Annotated in this window: 15 protein-coding genes and 1 tRNA gene; 4 read left to right on the forward strand and 12 right to left on the reverse strand. The window is 73.4% G+C overall.

The window, feature by feature from the left end:
* Positions 1–83: 83 nt before the first annotated feature.
* Both FQ330_RS04115 and FQ330_RS04120 read left to right on the forward strand, forming a co-directional pair.
* Complete coding sequence (locus FQ330_RS04115) at positions 84–431, forward strand: GIY-YIG nuclease family protein (protein WP_146355506.1); 348 nt, start codon at positions 84–86, stop codon at positions 429–431.
* A gap of 337 nt (positions 432–768) precedes the next feature.
* Complete coding sequence (locus FQ330_RS04120) at positions 769–1833, forward strand: IS110 family RNA-guided transposase (protein ID WP_146355508.1); 1065 nt, start codon at positions 769–771, stop codon at positions 1831–1833.
* 66 nt (positions 1834–1899) lie between these two features.
* On the opposite strand, the gene pstB is transcribed toward FQ330_RS04120, so the two are convergent.
* From pstB to FQ330_RS04160, 8 genes are all read right to left on the reverse strand, one after another.
* Positions 1900–2679: a phosphate ABC transporter ATP-binding protein PstB gene (gene pstB, locus FQ330_RS04125; RefSeq protein ID WP_146355510.1), complete on the reverse strand. Its 780-nt coding sequence runs from the start codon at positions 2677–2679 to the stop codon at positions 1900–1902.
* 7 nt (positions 2680–2686) lie between these two features.
* Positions 2687–3772: a phosphate ABC transporter permease PstA gene (gene pstA / locus FQ330_RS04130; protein WP_146355512.1), complete on the reverse strand. Its 1086-nt coding sequence runs from the start codon at positions 3770–3772 to the stop codon at positions 2687–2689.
* A gap of 3 nt (positions 3773–3775) precedes the next feature.
* A complete protein-coding gene (pstC, locus tag FQ330_RS04135) occupies positions 3776–4708 on the reverse strand; it encodes a phosphate ABC transporter permease subunit PstC (protein WP_146355514.1) in 933 nt (310 codons plus the stop codon).
* 109 nt (positions 4709–4817) lie between these two features.
* Positions 4818–5918 carry a phosphate ABC transporter substrate-binding protein PstS gene (locus tag FQ330_RS04140; RefSeq protein WP_146355516.1) on the reverse strand — a complete coding sequence of 367 codons (1101 nt, stop codon included), beginning with the start codon at positions 5916–5918 and terminating at the stop codon, positions 4818–4820.
* A 341-nt stretch (positions 5919–6259) separates the two neighbouring features.
* The gene (locus FQ330_RS04145) at positions 6260–6844 is read right to left on the reverse strand and encodes a hypothetical protein (protein WP_146355518.1); all 585 of its coding nucleotides are present in this window, start codon (positions 6842–6844) and stop codon (positions 6260–6262) included.
* Positions 6845–6955: 111 nt separating this feature from the next.
* On the reverse strand, positions 6956–7585 hold the full coding sequence (locus FQ330_RS04150; RefSeq protein ID WP_146355520.1) for a DNA-directed RNA polymerase subunit beta: 630 nt from the start codon (positions 7583–7585) through the stop codon (positions 6956–6958).
* A gap of 32 nt (positions 7586–7617) precedes the next feature.
* Positions 7618–8202 (reverse strand): hypothetical protein, encoded by a 585-nt coding sequence (locus FQ330_RS04155; RefSeq protein WP_146355521.1) that lies wholly within the window; start codon positions 8200–8202, stop codon positions 7618–7620.
* 65 nt (positions 8203–8267) lie between these two features.
* A complete protein-coding gene (locus tag FQ330_RS04160) occupies positions 8268–10817 on the reverse strand; it encodes an HAD-IC family P-type ATPase (protein ID WP_192575839.1) in 2550 nt (849 codons plus the stop codon).
* A gap of 121 nt (positions 10818–10938) precedes the next feature.
* On the opposite strand from FQ330_RS04160, the gene FQ330_RS04165 reads away from it, so the two are divergent.
* Positions 10939–11011 (forward strand) — tRNA-Lys (locus tag FQ330_RS04165).
* A 15-nt stretch (positions 11012–11026) separates the two neighbouring features.
* On the opposite strand, the gene FQ330_RS04170 is transcribed toward FQ330_RS04165, so the two are convergent.
* From FQ330_RS04170 to FQ330_RS04185, 4 genes are all read right to left on the reverse strand, one after another.
* A complete protein-coding gene (locus tag FQ330_RS04170; protein WP_146355525.1) occupies positions 11027–11332 on the reverse strand; it encodes a transcriptional regulator in 306 nt (101 codons plus the stop codon).
* Complete coding sequence (locus FQ330_RS04175) at positions 11325–11789, reverse strand: hypothetical protein (RefSeq protein WP_146355527.1); 465 nt, start codon at positions 11787–11789, stop codon at positions 11325–11327. Before FQ330_RS04175 ends, FQ330_RS04170 begins: the two co-directional genes overlap by 8 nt.
* 66 nt (positions 11790–11855) lie before the next feature.
* Positions 11856–12485: a phosphoribosyltransferase gene (locus tag FQ330_RS04180; protein WP_146355529.1), complete on the reverse strand. Its 630-nt coding sequence runs from the start codon at positions 12483–12485 to the stop codon at positions 11856–11858.
* A 13-nt stretch (positions 12486–12498) separates the two neighbouring features.
* Positions 12499–13590, reverse strand: coding sequence for a baeRF11 domain-containing protein (locus FQ330_RS04185; RefSeq protein ID WP_146355531.1), 1092 nt, complete (start codon positions 13588–13590; stop codon positions 12499–12501).
* 149 nt (positions 13591–13739) lie between these two features.
* Between FQ330_RS04185 and FQ330_RS04190 the strand changes: the two genes are divergently transcribed.
* A complete protein-coding gene (locus FQ330_RS04190) occupies positions 13740–14165 on the forward strand; it encodes a universal stress protein (protein ID WP_128190082.1) in 426 nt (141 codons plus the stop codon).
* Positions 14166–14186 lie beyond the last annotated feature (21 nt).

Below are 14186 nucleotides of genomic sequence, written 5' to 3' on the forward strand. Positions count from 1 at the left end.
GAGACGAACCGGAACCGCACTTTCTCCACAGCCCCGACGCATCCACGCCCCCGCGCCACCGCCAGAGCCGCACGATGACCCCCATGCCCTGGGTCTACATCCTCCGCTGCAGCGACGGCTCCACCTACGTCGGCAGCACCTGGGACGTCGAGCGTCGCCTCGACCAGCATCAGCGCGGCGAGGGCGCTGCGTACACGAAGCGGCGACGGCCGGTCGAGCTGGCGTTCGCGCACTTCGACGACTCCATCGCAGCGTGCTTCGCGCTCGAGAAGCAGCTGCAGGGCTGGAGCAGGGCCAAGCGCGAGGCGCTGATCCGGGGCGACTTCGCAGCGATCTCCGCGAGCGCGAAGAAGCGCGACTGGGAGGGATACCGCGAGCGTCGGCGGGCGGGAGGGCGGGTGGAGGGGGCGCCTCCTCCGCGCGTCGAGTAGGCGCCGCAGGCGCCGTCCCACCCCGCTCGTCGAGTAGGCGCCGCAGGCGCCGTATCGAGACGAACCCGCGCGGGTCTCGATACGGCCGCTGCGCGGCCTACTCGACATTGAGAATGGGCGCGGCGGCCTCGCGGGCGCCTGACTTGCTACTCGACAGGCTCCTCGGATGCCTTGCGCTGGATCTGTCGGTGGCTGTCGTGGCCGTCGCGTCCTGGCGTGGTGCCGGACGGGGCCTGACTTGATAGAACCTTGCGAGATCTCGCTCGTCAATGTGGTGTCGGCCCCGCCCGGATCGGTCATCCGCGCCGAAACGTGATTCGGAGGGAGACAGATTCTGATGGTACTCACCGCACCCCCGCTCGCGCGGGCCGTTGTCGCCGGCGTGGACACGCATCTCGACACGCACCACGCCGCGGTCGTGACGCTCACCGGCGAGCTGCTGGCCGACGCGGCGTTCCCCGTCTCGAGCGCCGGCTACCAGGCGCTGCTGGACTGGGTCGCCGGCTACGGCCTGATCGACCGGATGGGGGTCGAGCTGACCGGCTCGTACGGGGCAGGACTGGCCCGGCACCTTCGGGCCGCGGGCGTTACCGTGCTGGAGGTGAACACCGCTGACCGCGCGACCCGGGCCCGTCGCGGCAAGGACGACCGCACCGACGCGATCGCCGCGGCCGGGAAGGTCCTCGCAGGCTCCGCGAGCGCGATCCCGAAGGACACCACCGGGCCGGTCGAGTCGCTGCGGCTGCTGCACTCCGCTCGCGAGAGCGCGGTCAAGTCCCGCACGCAGGCGCTGAACGAGCTGCAGGCGGTCCGCACCACTGCGCCCGCATCCCTGCGGGAAACGCTGCCGACCACGACCGGCGCGCTGGTGACGGCGGCCGCGCGACTGCGGCCCGACACCGCCAGGCTCGACGAGCCGGAACAGGCCGCCAAGCTGGCGCTGCGGCGCCTCGCGACCCGCGCTCGGCAGCTCACCGAAGAGATCGATGCGGCCGAGTCCGACATCGCCGCGCTCGTGCAGGCGGTCGCGCCGACGCTGCTGGCAGCGACCGGCGTCGGCCCGATCACCGCCGCGATCCTGCTGGTCGCCGTCGGCGAGAACTTCGCCCGCATCCGCTCCGAGTCGGCGCTGGCGCGCCTGACCGGCACCGCGCCGATCCCGGTCTCCAGCGGCAAGACCCACCGGCATCGCCTCCACCGCGGCGGCAACCGGCAAGCGAACCGCGCCATCCACACGATCGCACTCACCCGACTCGCGCACGACCCCCGCACCCGCGCCTACCGTGATCGACGGCTTGGCGAGGGCCTCTCCAAGCGCGACATCATGCGATCGCTGAAGCGAGCGATCGTCCGAGAGATCTTCCGCAACCTCAGAACCGATCTTGCGCATCCCGAGACATAGAACTATCCAACGGAGGGGGCGCGGTCTACGGCCGCTTCGCGGCCTACTCGATCAACGGAAACGGGATCAGCCGAAGCGGCCGGAGACGTAGTCCTCCGTGGCCTGCACGGACGGGTTCGAGAACATCTTCGTGGTCTCGCCGAACTCGATGAGCTTGCCCGGCTTGCCGGTCCCCGCGATGTTGAAGAAGGCGGTCTTGTCGGAGACGCGGCTCGCCTGCTGCATGTTGTGGGTCACGATCACGATCGTGTACTCCTGCTTGAGCTCCTCGATGAGGTCCTCGATCGCGAGCGTCGAGATCGGGTCGAGCGCCGAGCACGGCTCGTCCATCAGCAGCACGTCGGGGCTGACGGCGATCGCGCGCGCGATGCACAGGCGCTGCTGCTGGCCGCCGGAGAGGCCCGAGCCCGGGATGTTGAGGCGGTCCTTCACCTCGTTCCAGAGGTTGGCGCCTCGCAGCGAGCGCTCCACCAGGTCGTCCTGGTCGCTCCTCGACATGCGGCGGTTGTTGAGCAGCACGCCGGCGAGCACGTTCTCGCGGATCGACATCGTCGGGAACGGGTTCGGGCGCTGGAAGACCATGCCGATCTGGCGGCGCACGTTGACCGGGTCGACGCCCGGGCCGTAGAGGTTGGCGCCGTCGAGCAGCACCTCGCCGTCGACCCACGCCCCCGCGATGACCTCGTGCATGCGGTTGAGCGTGCGGAGCACGGTCGACTTGCCGCAGCCCGAGGGGCCGATGAACGCGGTCACGCTGCGCGGCTCGATCTCGACCGAGACGCCTTCCACCGCCTTGAAGCTGCCGTAGTAGACGTCGAGGTCGTTGACTTCGATGCGCTTGGACATGTCGGGATTACCTTCCGGCCTTCGGTGCGAAGAAGTGGGCGATGAGGCGCGCCGCGACGTTCAGCACCATGACGATGAGGATGAGCACGAGCGCGGCCGTCCAGGCGCGGTCGAAGTAGGCCTGCTCCTGCACGCCCGGGCTCACGTACTGGTTGTAGGCGAACACCGGCAGCGTCATCATGCGGCCGTCGAACACGTTGTAGTTCATGTTCGTGGTGAAGCCGGCGATGATGAGCAGCGGCGCGGTCTCGCCGATGACTCGGGCGATGGCGAGCGTCACGCCCGTGACGATGCCCGCGAGCGCGGTGGGCAGCACGACCTTGGCGATCGTGAGCCACTTGGGCACGCCGAGCGCGAGCGACGCCTCGCGCAGGTCGTTCGGCACGAGCTTCAGCATCTCCTCGGTCGAGCGCACGACGGTCGGGATCATGAGCAGGCTGAGCGCCACCGCGCCGCCGAAGCCCGAGCGTACGCCCTCGCCCGCGAACAGCGCGAAGAGCGCGTACGCGAAGAGGCCGGCGACGATCGAGGGGATGCCGGTCATGACGTCGACGAAGAACGTGATCGCCTTCGACAGCGCGCCCTTGCCGTACTCGACGAGGTAGATCGCGGTGAAGATGCCGACGGGGACCGAGATGATCGCCGCCCAGAGCGTCACGAGCAGGGTGCCGATGATCGCGTGCAGCACGCCGCCGCCCTCGCCGACGATGTTGCGCATCGTCCAGGTGAAGAACGTCATGTCGAAGCGGGCCGCGCCGTTGATGACCACGGTGACGATGAGCGACACGAGCGGCACGAGCGCGAGCGCGAACGCGCCCACGACGACGCCGGTGACGAGCCGGTCTGTGGCCTTCCGGCCGCCCTCGATCAGCTGGCTGACGACGGTGATCGCGACGAGGTAGATGACGTAGCCGATGACGACGGTCGAGACGATGCTGAAGTCGGTGCCGGAGGCGCCCGCGACGAGGCCGGAGACGGCGGCGCCGATGAGCACCGCGACGCCGAGCAGCGCCCACGGGCCCCACGCGGGCAGCTGGCCCGCGGTGAGCGGGTTCGACGTCTCGCGGCGGGGAGCGGTCGTGGTGGTGGTCATGGCCTACCTCCCTCCGTCCACGGTCGTCTTCGCGATGATGATGCGCGAGACGGCGTTGACGATCAGCGTGATCGCGAAGAGCACGAGGCCGGAGCCGATGAGCATGTTGACGGTCAGGCCATGCGCCTCGGGGAACCGCAGCGCGATGTTCGCGGCGATCGTCGAGGGGTTCTGCGAGCCGACGAGCACGAACGTGACGGCGCCGGAGGAGGCGAGCACCATGGCGACCGCCATCGTCTCGCCGAGCGCCCGGCCGAGGCCGAGGATCGAGGAGGCGATGATCCCGGAGCGCCCGTGCGGCAGCACCGCCATCGTGATCATCTCCCAGCGCGTCGCGCCGAGCGCGAGCGCCGCCTCCTCGTTGAGGCGCGGCGTCTGCAGGAAGATCTCGCGGCAGAGGGCGGTGATGATGGGGAGCACCATCACGGCCAGGACGATGGATGCGGTGAGCACGGTGCGGCCGGTGCCCGAGGCGGGCGGGGTGAACAGCGGCAGCCAGCCGAGGTTCTGCGCGAGCCACACGTACGACGGCTGGAGGAACGGCGCGAGCACGGCGATGCCCCACAGCCCGTAGATGACCGAGGGGATGGCGGCGAGCAGGTCGACGAGGTAGCCGAGGCCCATCGCGAGCCGGCGCGGCGCGAAGTGCGTGATGAACAGCGCGATGGCGATCGCGACGGGCACCGCCATGAGCATCGCCAGGAACGCCGACCAGAGCGTGCCGAAGGTGAGCGGCCACACCCACGCGAGGAAGCTGTCGTCCTCGGGGAGCGGCCCGATGATCGCGGGGACGGCCTGCGCGACGAGGAAGATCGCGACGCCCGCGAGGGCGACGAGGATCAGCACGCCGGCGGTCGTGGAGACCGCCTTGAAGATGACGTCGGCGGGCCGGTTGGGCGCGGCCGTCCTCGTCGCGGGCGGTGCTGCGGTGGTCATGGGGCTCCAGCAGTCGGGGGTGGACCGGAAATCGGAGTCCGGCCGGGGCGATGGTATTCCATGCCCCGGCCGGACGGAGCAGCCCGAGGGCTGCGGGGTCTCGACGGCCCTACTGGATGGTGTCGACGACCGCCATGATCTCCTCGCGCAGCGAGTCCGAGATGGGCGAGCTGCCCGCGTTGGCGGCGGCGGCCTCCTGGCCCTCGGCCGACACGACGTAGGCGAGGTACGACTTCACGAGCTCGGCGGTGGCGTCGTCCTCGTAGTCGGTGCAGGCGATCATGTAGGAGATGAGGACGAGCGGGTAGACGCCGGCCTCGGTCGTGGTGCGGTCGAGCTCGACGGCGATGTCGCCCTCGTGGCGGCCCTCGATGCGCGGCGACGCGTCGACAGCTGCAGCGGCGGCCTCAGCCGAGAACGGCACGAACTCCTCGCCGACCTGCAGCGCGACCGTGCCGAGCCCGCCGGCGCGCGACGCGTCGGCGTAGCCGATCGTGTTCGAGCCGTTGGTGACGGCGTCGACGACGCCCGAGGTGCCCTGGGCGCCCTCGCCGCCGTAGGCCCACGTCTCGAAGACGCCCTCGGTCCAGACGTCGGGAGCCGTCGCGGCGAGGTACTCCGTGAAGTTCTCGGTGGTGCCCGAGTCGTCCGAGCGGTGCACGGCGGTGATGCGCGCGTCGGGCAGCGTCACGTCGGGGTTCAGCTCGGCGATGGCCGGGTCGTTCCAGTTGGTGATCTGGTCGGAGAAGATGCCGGCGATCGTCGCTGCGTCCATGTTGAGCGACTCGACGCCCTCGACGTTGAAGATGACCGCGATCGGGGAGATGTAGACGGGCAGGTCGACGGGCAGCGTGTCGGGCGCGCACGCGGCGAACTCGCCCGCGAGCTCGTCGTCGCCGAGGATCGCGTCGGAGCCGCCGTAGCCGACGCCGCCGGCGATGAACTGCTCGCGGCCGGCGCCGGAGCCCGAGGGGTCGTACGTGATGTTGACGTCGGGGCTCTGCCCCTGGAAGCCGGCGATCCACGCCTCCTGCGCCGCGCCCATCGCCGACGAGCCGGCGCCGGCCAGGTCGCCCGACAGCGTCGACTCGGGAGCCTCGGAGCCGTCGGTGGCCGGCCCGGCTGCGGGCTCGTTGGCGGCGCAGGCCGAGAGCAGGAGCGCGCCCGCTGCGGCGACGACCGCAGCGCGGCCGAGCTTCGTGAACTTCACAGTGTTCCCTTTCGGAAAGTGTCGGTGCGGGGGCTGAGGCTCCCCGTGACTGGGCGCACGATCGCGCGCCGGGGACCACGGTAGGCAGGCCGGGTGGCGGCGAGGCTCCGCGAAGGTGAACAGCGGGTGAACGCGCCGCAGGCTTCCGGGCATGGAAGTGCCGGACCGCGAAACGCCTCTCGGCGGAAAGGCCGCTCGCAGCGGCGAATATTGGAGCCCGGGGTGACGCGGCCCGGCCTCTCCAGGGTAGCGAGCCTCGGTGTGACACGCGGGCGGATGCGCTCCCCGCGAACGCGGCAGGGGCGCCCGGAACCGGGGCGCCCCTGCCGCTCAGCGGTCGGTCACTGCACGTCGATGACCGTGTCGGGCACCTCAGGCTCGCCGTAGACGGAGCGGAAGATCAGCTGGGCGGGCGTGACGCCCTCGGGCAGCTGCACGGCCGCGCGCGCGCCGGTGAAGGACTGCGTGTCGGCGTAGAAGATGTCGTCCTCCGCGGTGGCGGTGCCGATCGTGTCGGCCCAGTCGTACTGCTCGCCGTCGCTGCCGACGACGAGGATGTCGAAGCAGCCGGTGAAGTCGAGGCTGCCCTCGAGGTGCTCGCCGTCGATGACGATGCCGATGAAGGCGGTGCCGGGCTCGGGCTCGGCGAACTCCATCGGCGGGTCGGCCTCGACCGCGACGACCGAGAAGGTCCACACGTCGCCGAACCCGTCGTCGACGGTGAACTCCTCGCCAGCGACCTGGCCTCCCGTGCCGGGCTCGGCGGTCGCGCCGGGCTCGGTCGACTCGGTCGGCTGCATGGGGTCGCCCGGCTCGACGGGCGCCGTGGGCGCCGCGGGGACCGCCGGGGGCAGCGGGATGCAGCCGGTGAGGGCGAGCGCGCCCGCGGTGAGGATGATCGCTGCGGCGAGGGTGCGGCGTGCCATGTCGTGCTCCTTGGTCGGACGCCGGCGCCCGTGCGCCGACCCGGCCGTCAGCCTATGACGGATCCTCATCGGCGACGCTGAGGCTGTGCACAGGCGCGCCGCGCCCGCGGCTCAGACGAGGCTCTCCGAGCGCCACATGCGCGCGCAGACCTGCAGGTCGCCCGCGATGTCGGCGAGCGACGCCGCCATGCGGGTGCGCTCCCCCGCGCGCTCCGGATGCGTCGCCTCGTCACGGTGGGCGGCCTCCACGGCCCCGGCGGCCGTCACCGTCGCGAACGCGGCGGCGCGCTCGAGCGCGAGCGCGAAGTCCCCGGCGAAGACGCCGCGGAGGATCGTCTCGGTGAGCGCCCGGAGCTCCGCGGGGCTCGCCGGTGCCGGCACCCCCGCGACGACCGGCGCGGCCGTGTGGAGCGCATCCGCCCCCTCCTGGTAGAGCGCGGCCGCCTCGGGCGCGCACTGCGTGACGAGGGCGTGCAACAGGTTGACGCGCCACAGCGCCCCCGGCAGCGAGTGCGGCCTCGCCTGCGACCAGAGCTCGGCGACCGTGTCGATGCCGTCCTCGCGCGCGACGCGCAGGATGCGCTCGACGACGCCCGGGTCGGCGCCGCTGCGCACGCGCGCGAGGAGCGCCTGCGCCGTCTCGCTCGCCAGCTGCAGCCGCACCGCGGGGTCGACGTCGCCCTCGACGCGGTCGAACCAGTCGTTCGAGAAGAACGTGGGGCGGGTGAAGTCGTCAGCCATCCGCCCCATCATCCCGGATGCGCCCGGCGGCGTCAGCCGGTGAAGTCCCAGACGCCGCCCTGGTCGGTCGTGACGCGCACGTGGTTCAGCTCGACGGTGTCGGGGATGTGGAAGATGCCGACGCCGTCGACGAACGACGGCTCGGTGCCGGTGGTGAACAGGTCGCCCTCGGCGTAGTAGTTTGATGCGGAGCTCAGGCCGTACTGCGAGCCGGTGGCGTCGTCGACGATGTAGATGTGGAAGGCGTGGAAGAAGTCGGGCTCGGCGCCCTCGAGCATCTCGCCCGACACGAGCACCTCGACCAGCTGCTTGCCCGGCTCCGCAGCATCGCCCGCGGCATCGGTCTCGACGACCGCGATGTCGGTCACCTCGAAGCTCCACACCGACCCGTCCTGGCCCTCGGCGGTGATCTCGTAGGGGCCCTCGGCCGGCGCGGCCGTGTCGCTCGGCGCCGCGGTCTCGGTCGCCGCGGGCGCCTCGCTCGGCACCGGCTGCGCCTGGGTCTCGGTGGGCTGCGGCGGCGCGGCCGGCGGCTGCGGCACGCACCCGACGGTGAGCATGGCGGCGGCGGCGCCGACGAGCAGCGCGAGCGCGGGGCGGCGGAGGGACGGGGTCATGGCGGCTCCTCGAGTGGCGGTCCTGCGAGCACGATAGGCGGCGAGGCTGGACGCTCGCCGCACCGTCAGGCCGTGTCGCCCGCCGCCCGCGGCGCATCCGCGACGATCGCCGGCGGCAGCTTCGGCGCGAGCCGGTGCCAGAGCTCGATGAGCACGCTCGCGACGAGCCCGAGGCCGATCGAGCCGAGCAGCAGGTCGGGCTCCGGCGGCCGGAACTCGAAGAAGTCGCGGATGGGCGGCAGCAGCACCGCGATCACGAGCGAGGCCGCCATGAGCGCGACGATCGCCGCCCGGGTGGGGGTGAAGGGCCGGCAGGCGATGCCGAGCACCCACAGGCCGCAGACGGTGAGCGTGATGACCGCCGCGGTCTGCACCTGGCGCTCGTCGGCGCCGGCGGCGCGGCCGAGGAGGGTCGTCGCGAGGATCGCGAGCGCCACCGTCACCCCCGACGGCACGGTGAAGCGCAGGCTGCGGAACAGGAAGCCGGGCACGTAGCGGGTCGCGGCGGGCATGAGCGCGAGGAAGAAGGCGGGGATGCCGATGGTGAGCCCGTCGGTGGCCGACAGCTGCCGCGGCAGGAACGGGTACTGCAGCAGCAGCGCCCCGAACAGCAGCGCCATCGTGAAGGCGTACGTCGTCTTCGTCAGGAAGATGCGCGAGACGCGCTCGATGTTGGCGATCACCTGCCGCCCCTCGGCGACCACGCGCGGCAGGTGCGAGAAGCGCCCGTCGAGCAGCACGAGCCGCGCGACGGCCTTCGTCGCGGACGCGCCGGAGCCCATCGCGATGCCGAGGTCGGCGGTCTTGAGCGCGAGCGCGTCGTTGACGCCGTCGCCGGTCATGGCGACCGTGCGGCCCATCGCCTGCAGCGCCTCGACGATGCCGCGCTTCTGCCCGGGCGTGACGCGCCCGAGCACCCGGTGCTCGGCGAGCACCGCCGCGAGCGCCGCGGGCTCCGCCGGCAGCTGCCGCGCGTCGAAGGCGTCGCCGGGCAGCTCGACCCCCACCTGCCGCGCGACCGCGCCGACGGTGCGGGGGTGGTCGCCCGAGAGGATGCGCACCTCCACCCCCTGCGCGCGGAAGTAGTCGAGGGTCAGGGCCGCGTCGTGCCGCACGTGCTCGCCGAACGCGAGCACCGCGACGGGCCGCGCCGCGGGCAGCTCCTGCCGCTCCGCCTCCTCGGGGGAGATCGGATGCGGTGCGTGCGCGAGCACGAGGGCGCGGCGTCCGCCGGCGGCGATCTCGAGCGCTCGGGCGGCGACCGCCGGGTGCGCGCCCTCGTCGCCGACGACCGACTCGGGGGCGCCCAGGATCCACGTGCCGCGCATCCGCCCGGCGGCGAACGCGACAGCGCTCCTGCGGCGCGCGGAGGAGAAGCCGATGACGGCGCTCGCGCGCTCGGCGGGCCTCGCGAGCGCGGGGGCGATCGCCTTGGCGGTGGCGTTGGCGCTCTCGTCGTGCCCGAACCAGGCGAGCGCGTCGAGCCACCCGCCCGACGCGTGCCCGAGGTCGTCCGGGGTCAGCGCATCCCCCGGGCTCCCGTCGTCGCCGACCGGCGCGACCGAGAGCATCTCGACGTCGCCCTCGGTGAGGGTGCCGGTCTTGTCGAGGCAGATGACGTCGACGCGCGCGAGCCCCTCGACCGCGGCGAGCTCCTGCACGAGCACCTGCCGGCGTGCGAGCTTCACCGCGGCGACGGCGAAGGCGATCGACGTCATGAGGATGAGCCCTTGCGGCACCGAGGCCGAGATCGCGGCGGTCGCGAGCACGACCGCGTCCTGCCAGGCGCCGCTCTCGATCGCCGCGGCCCAGCCGCCGCGGGCCTGCATCTGGCCGTTGAGCACGATCGCGATGAGCGGCACGAGCGCGATCGAGATCCAGCGCACCACCCGGTCGAGCGCCGCGCGCAGCTCGGAGTGCACGAGCGAGAAGCGGCGCGCCTCAGCGGTGAGGCGAGCCGCGAAGGAGTCGCCGCCGACGCTCGTGAGCTGCACGGCGGCCGACCCCGCCGAGACGGCCGAGCCCGAGAGCACGCCGTCGCCGACGTGCTTGAGCTGCGGCTCCGACTCGCCGGTCAGCAGCGACTCGTCGACGTCGATGCCCTCGGTCGCGACGATCACGCCGTCGGCGGGCACCTGGTCGCCGAGGCGCAGCAGCAGGATGTCGTCCTGCACGAGCTGCTCCATGGCGACGTCGAGCCGCTCGCCGTCGCGCACCACCGTGCTGCGCTGCACGTGCAGCAGCGCGAGCGAGTCGAGCTTGCGCTTGGCGCTGTGCTCCTGCACGACGCCGATGACGACGTTCGAGATCGCGGCGAACGAGAAGAGCGCGTCCTGCCAGCGGCCGAGCAGCAGCAGCACCGCCGTGCAGACGGCGATCACGAGGTTGAACAGGGTGAGCAGGTTGGCGCGCAGGATCGACATGAGCGTGCGGCTGGAGGCGTGCGCGAGCCGGTTCGTGCGCCCGTCGGCGACCCGCTCCACCACCTCGGCCGCGGTCAGCCCGACCTCGGGATCGGTGGTGGTGAGCAGCCGCTGCCGCACGGGCTCGCCGGCGATCGCCGCAGCCGTCGCGTCGTCGGGCGACGACGGGCGCGCGGGGGTCTCGGCGGTCATGCGGCCTTCCTGGTGGGGCGGGTCGGGCCAACTCTGACGGATGCGCGCCATGCTCACCAGGGGGAGCGACCGGAATCATCCGCGCGGCCGACCCCCGTGCCGCTCGGTACGCTGGAGGGAGGGGCCTGTAGCTCAGTCGGTAGAGCGTCGGACTTTTAATCCGCTGGTCGTGGGTTCGAGCCCCACCGGGCCCACCGTCGGCGCCGCGGTCATGAGGACGGGCCGGCGATCTCCTGCAGCGCGCGCACGTGGGCATCGAAGGCCGTCCGGCCCGCGGCGGTGAGCGCGAGCCACATCACGCGCCGCGCGTCGCTGCGCCCGGCCGATGCGGTCTTCCGCGAGGTGACGTAGCCGGCGTCGGACAGGGTCCGCACGTGCTTCGACAGCGTCGCGTCCGAGACGCCCAGCGTGTCGCGGAGCAGCGCGAAGTCGAGCCGGTCGACGCGGCGCAGGAGCCCGCAGATGCGCAGGCGCAGCGGCGCGTGGATGGTCTCGTCGAAGCGGGCGTCACGCACGGCGCACGTGCTCCACTGCCGCCCGATAGGCGACGCCCGCGAGCCAGGTCGTGACGGCGAACGCCACCGCGCTCGTGAGCGCCACGGCCCAGGCCAGCTCGAGCGACACCAGGCCCAGCGAGACGCTGAAGAGCGCGAGGCAGGTCACGAGGATCCCGGCCGTCGCCCACGCCGCCCGGGCGCCCATGACGCCGAGCCGCGCGCCCGTCTCCCGCTGGACGAGGTGGGCGACCACGAGCACGCCGAGCAGCGCGATCCAGCCGGTCGCGGGCGGCTCGTACGCCGCGCCGGGGCGGGCCGTCGCCGCCGACGCGACCCACCATGCGGCGAGCGCGCCGATCGCCGCCATCAGGGCCCACGGCACGCGCAGGCGCCCCGCGAGCCGCTCCCGGTCCATCGTCAGCGAGTCCAGTGCCTCCGCCGCCGTGCGCGACGCCTCCGCGTGATTGCTTTCCATGTCGGAAAGACTACACGGGAGTTTCCGATGCGGAAAGCCATTGCGGCGCCCGTCGATCGCGGCCCGTCAGCGCGGCCGCGACCGCTCGAGCGCCGCGAGCACCTCGGCCTCGGTCGTCTGCGCGAAGGAGCGGTAGTGGTCGCCGACGGCGCGGAACGCGAAGGGCTGCTCGAGGCAGACCACGGCGTCGGCGCCCTCGATGCGCCGTGCCGCGTCGGGAGCGCCGACGGGTGCCGCGACGAGCACGCTCCTGGCGCCGAGCGACCGCGCGACGAGGCACGCCGCGGTGGCCGTGGCACCGGTCGCGATGCCGTCGTCGACGATCACGACCGCGTCGCCCTCGAGATCCGGCGGCGGGCCGCGCCGCAGCAGCCGCGCCCGCTCGTCGAGCACCGCGCGCTCGCGGCGCTCGACGGCCGCCACCTCGTCCGCGGTCACGCCGGCGCGCGCGATGGTGCTCGCGTCGACGACCCGCACGCCGCGCTCGCCGATCGCCCCCATCGCGACCTCCGGGAACGACGGCAGGCCGAGCTTCCGCACCAGCAGCACGTCGAGCGGCACCCCGAGCACCGCGGCGACCTCGGCCGCGACCGGCACGCCGCCGCGCGGCAGGCCGAGCACGATCGAGACGGCGTCGCCCCGCTCGCGCAGGTGCTCGCCGAGGAGCCGGCCGGCCTCCTCCCGATCCGCGAACACCGCGCCTCCTCGGTCAGCCGCCCTGGCGCGCCACCGCGTAGCGGAGCACGGCCGCGACGGGCTCGACCTGGCCGGCGGCGTGCACCGGCACGACCCTCGCGCCGGTCGCGAGCGCCAGCCGGATGAGCTCGTCGCCGCGGTCGAGCGACGCCCCGCCCTCGCCCGTCGCCGCCTCGCGCCAGCGCGGGTCGACGAGCAGCGTGTCGACGGCGCCCTCGCGCGCCGCGGCCTCGACCTCGCCCGGATCCCGCAGCACCAGGTCGGGCGGCGTCTCGCGCAGCCTCGTCAGCTGCGCCTCGAGCGCCCGCGCCCGCAGCTCGTCGACCGCCGGCGCGGCGAGCTCGGCCAGCCGGTCGACGCTGTCGGCGTCGCGGTTGCCGGCGACCGCCGCCGCGACGGGCAGCGCCTCCGGCGCGGTCTCGCGCAGCGCGCTCAGCAGCGGCTCTGCCGCCGCGACCGCGAGCAGCGCATCCGATTCCCGCAGCACCGGCTCGATCGCGCGGTGCAGCTCGCGCGAGAAGCTGCGCAGGCGCTGCTTCGGATCCTCCGAGACCCGCAGGTGCGCGAGCGTGCCGCGGTCGCCGGTGAGGTCGAGGTCCTCGACATCGGTGAGCTCGCGCGGCATGCCCGGCACCTCGACCTCGCGCGCGGGGTGCGCGGTGACGTCGACGAGCCGCACGGCGCGCTCGGATGCGGCGAGCACGAGCACCGGCGGGCGCTCGGCCAGCGCTGCCTCGAGCAGCGGGCCCACGAGGTACCGGTCGCCGACGCCGAGCCGCTCGGGCGCCTCGGTCGTCATGGCCAGCACCTCGCAGCCGTCGGGCGAGGCGAAGATCCCGACCGAGCGGATGCGGCCGTCCCACGGCCCCTCCGCGTCGGAGGGCGGGCTCGCCTCCTGCTCGAGGCGCGCCCGCACGGCCTCGACGGCCTCGGGCGGCGCGCCCGCCTGCTCGAGCGCGACGATCGCATCTCGGATCCGGCTCCTCGCGGCCGTGGTCACGCGGTTGCCGCGCACCCACTCGTGGGCCGGCGCGTACGCGGTGACCCGCCAGGGGCCGCGGTCGTCGGCGATGCGGCGCACCGCATCCTCGGTCGGCGGCAGCATGCGTCCTCCTCTCGGCGTGCGCGATGCACACCGCCAGCGTGCCCCGGACGGCGCTCGCCGACAAGGGGCGATCCTGCGCCCGCGCGCCCTCCCCGGCCTCGCGCATCCGCCCCCTGTACAGCGCGCCGCGGCGGGAGGACGATGGCGCCATGGACGAGCGCGCAGCAGCAGACCGCATGGTCGTCGGCGTCGACGGCTCGCCGCAGTCGGTCGCCGCCCTGCGCTACGCAGCCACGCTCGCGACCGCCCTCGGCGCGTCGATCGAGGTCGTCACGACCTGGAGCTACCCGCCCGTCGCCGATTCGCCGATGCTCGCCGACTGGGATCCCGCCCAGGACGCGGCGCGGGCGCTCGACGCGACGGTCGCGGAGGCGTTCGACGGGGATCCGCCCCGCTCGCTCACCCGAGCGGTCGTCTCGGGCGGCGCCGCGAAGACGCTCATCGAGCGGAGCGCGGGCAGCCGGATGCTCGTGCTCGGCAGCCGGGGCCATGGCGGCTTCGTGGGCCTCGTGCTCGGCTCGGTGAGCACCGCGTGCGCCGCGCATGCCAAGTGCCCCGTACTGATCGTGCACTGACGCCGCCGCCCCGGCGGGCGG

Origin of the sequence: Agrococcus sediminis (assembly GCF_007923295.1) — a bacterium.
GTDB classification, from domain to species: Bacteria; Actinomycetota; Actinomycetes; order Actinomycetales; family Microbacteriaceae; genus Agrococcus; species Agrococcus sediminis.

Excerpts from the sequence above, each read along its gene's own strand:
- FQ330_RS04115 (WP_146355506.1), top strand. The coding sequence starts at position 84 with ATGCCCTGGGTCTACATCCTCCGCTGCAGCGACGGCTCCACCTACGTC.
- FQ330_RS04150 (WP_146355520.1), bottom strand. The coding sequence starts at position 7,585 with ATGGCTGACGACTTCACCCGCCCCACGTTCTTCTCGAACGACTGGTTC.
- pstA (WP_146355512.1), bottom strand. The coding sequence starts at position 3,772 with ATGACCACCACCACGACCGCTCCCCGCCGCGAGACGTCGAACCCGCTC.
- FQ330_RS04120 (WP_146355508.1), top strand. The coding sequence starts at position 769 with ATGGTACTCACCGCACCCCCGCTCGCGCGGGCCGTTGTCGCCGGCGTG.
- pstC (WP_146355514.1), bottom strand. The coding sequence starts at position 4,708 with ATGACCACCGCAGCACCGCCCGCGACGAGGACGGCCGCGCCCAACCGG.
- FQ330_RS04175 (WP_146355527.1), bottom strand. The coding sequence starts at position 11,789 with ATGGAAAGCAATCACGCGGAGGCGTCGCGCACGGCGGCGGAGGCACTG.
- FQ330_RS04185 (WP_146355531.1), bottom strand. The coding sequence starts at position 13,590 with ATGCTGCCGCCGACCGAGGATGCGGTGCGCCGCATCGCCGACGACCGC.
- FQ330_RS04190 (WP_128190082.1), top strand. The coding sequence starts at position 13,740 with ATGGACGAGCGCGCAGCAGCAGACCGCATGGTCGTCGGCGTCGACGGC.
- pstB (WP_146355510.1), bottom strand. The coding sequence starts at position 2,679 with ATGTCCAAGCGCATCGAAGTCAACGACCTCGACGTCTACTACGGCAGC.
- FQ330_RS04155 (WP_146355521.1), bottom strand. The coding sequence starts at position 8,202 with ATGACCCCGTCCCTCCGCCGCCCCGCGCTCGCGCTGCTCGTCGGCGCC.
- FQ330_RS04160 (WP_192575839.1), bottom strand. The coding sequence starts at position 10,817 with ATGACCGCCGAGACCCCCGCGCGCCCGTCGTCGCCCGACGACGCGACG.
- FQ330_RS04145 (WP_146355518.1), bottom strand. The coding sequence starts at position 6,844 with ATGGCACGCCGCACCCTCGCCGCAGCGATCATCCTCACCGCGGGCGCG.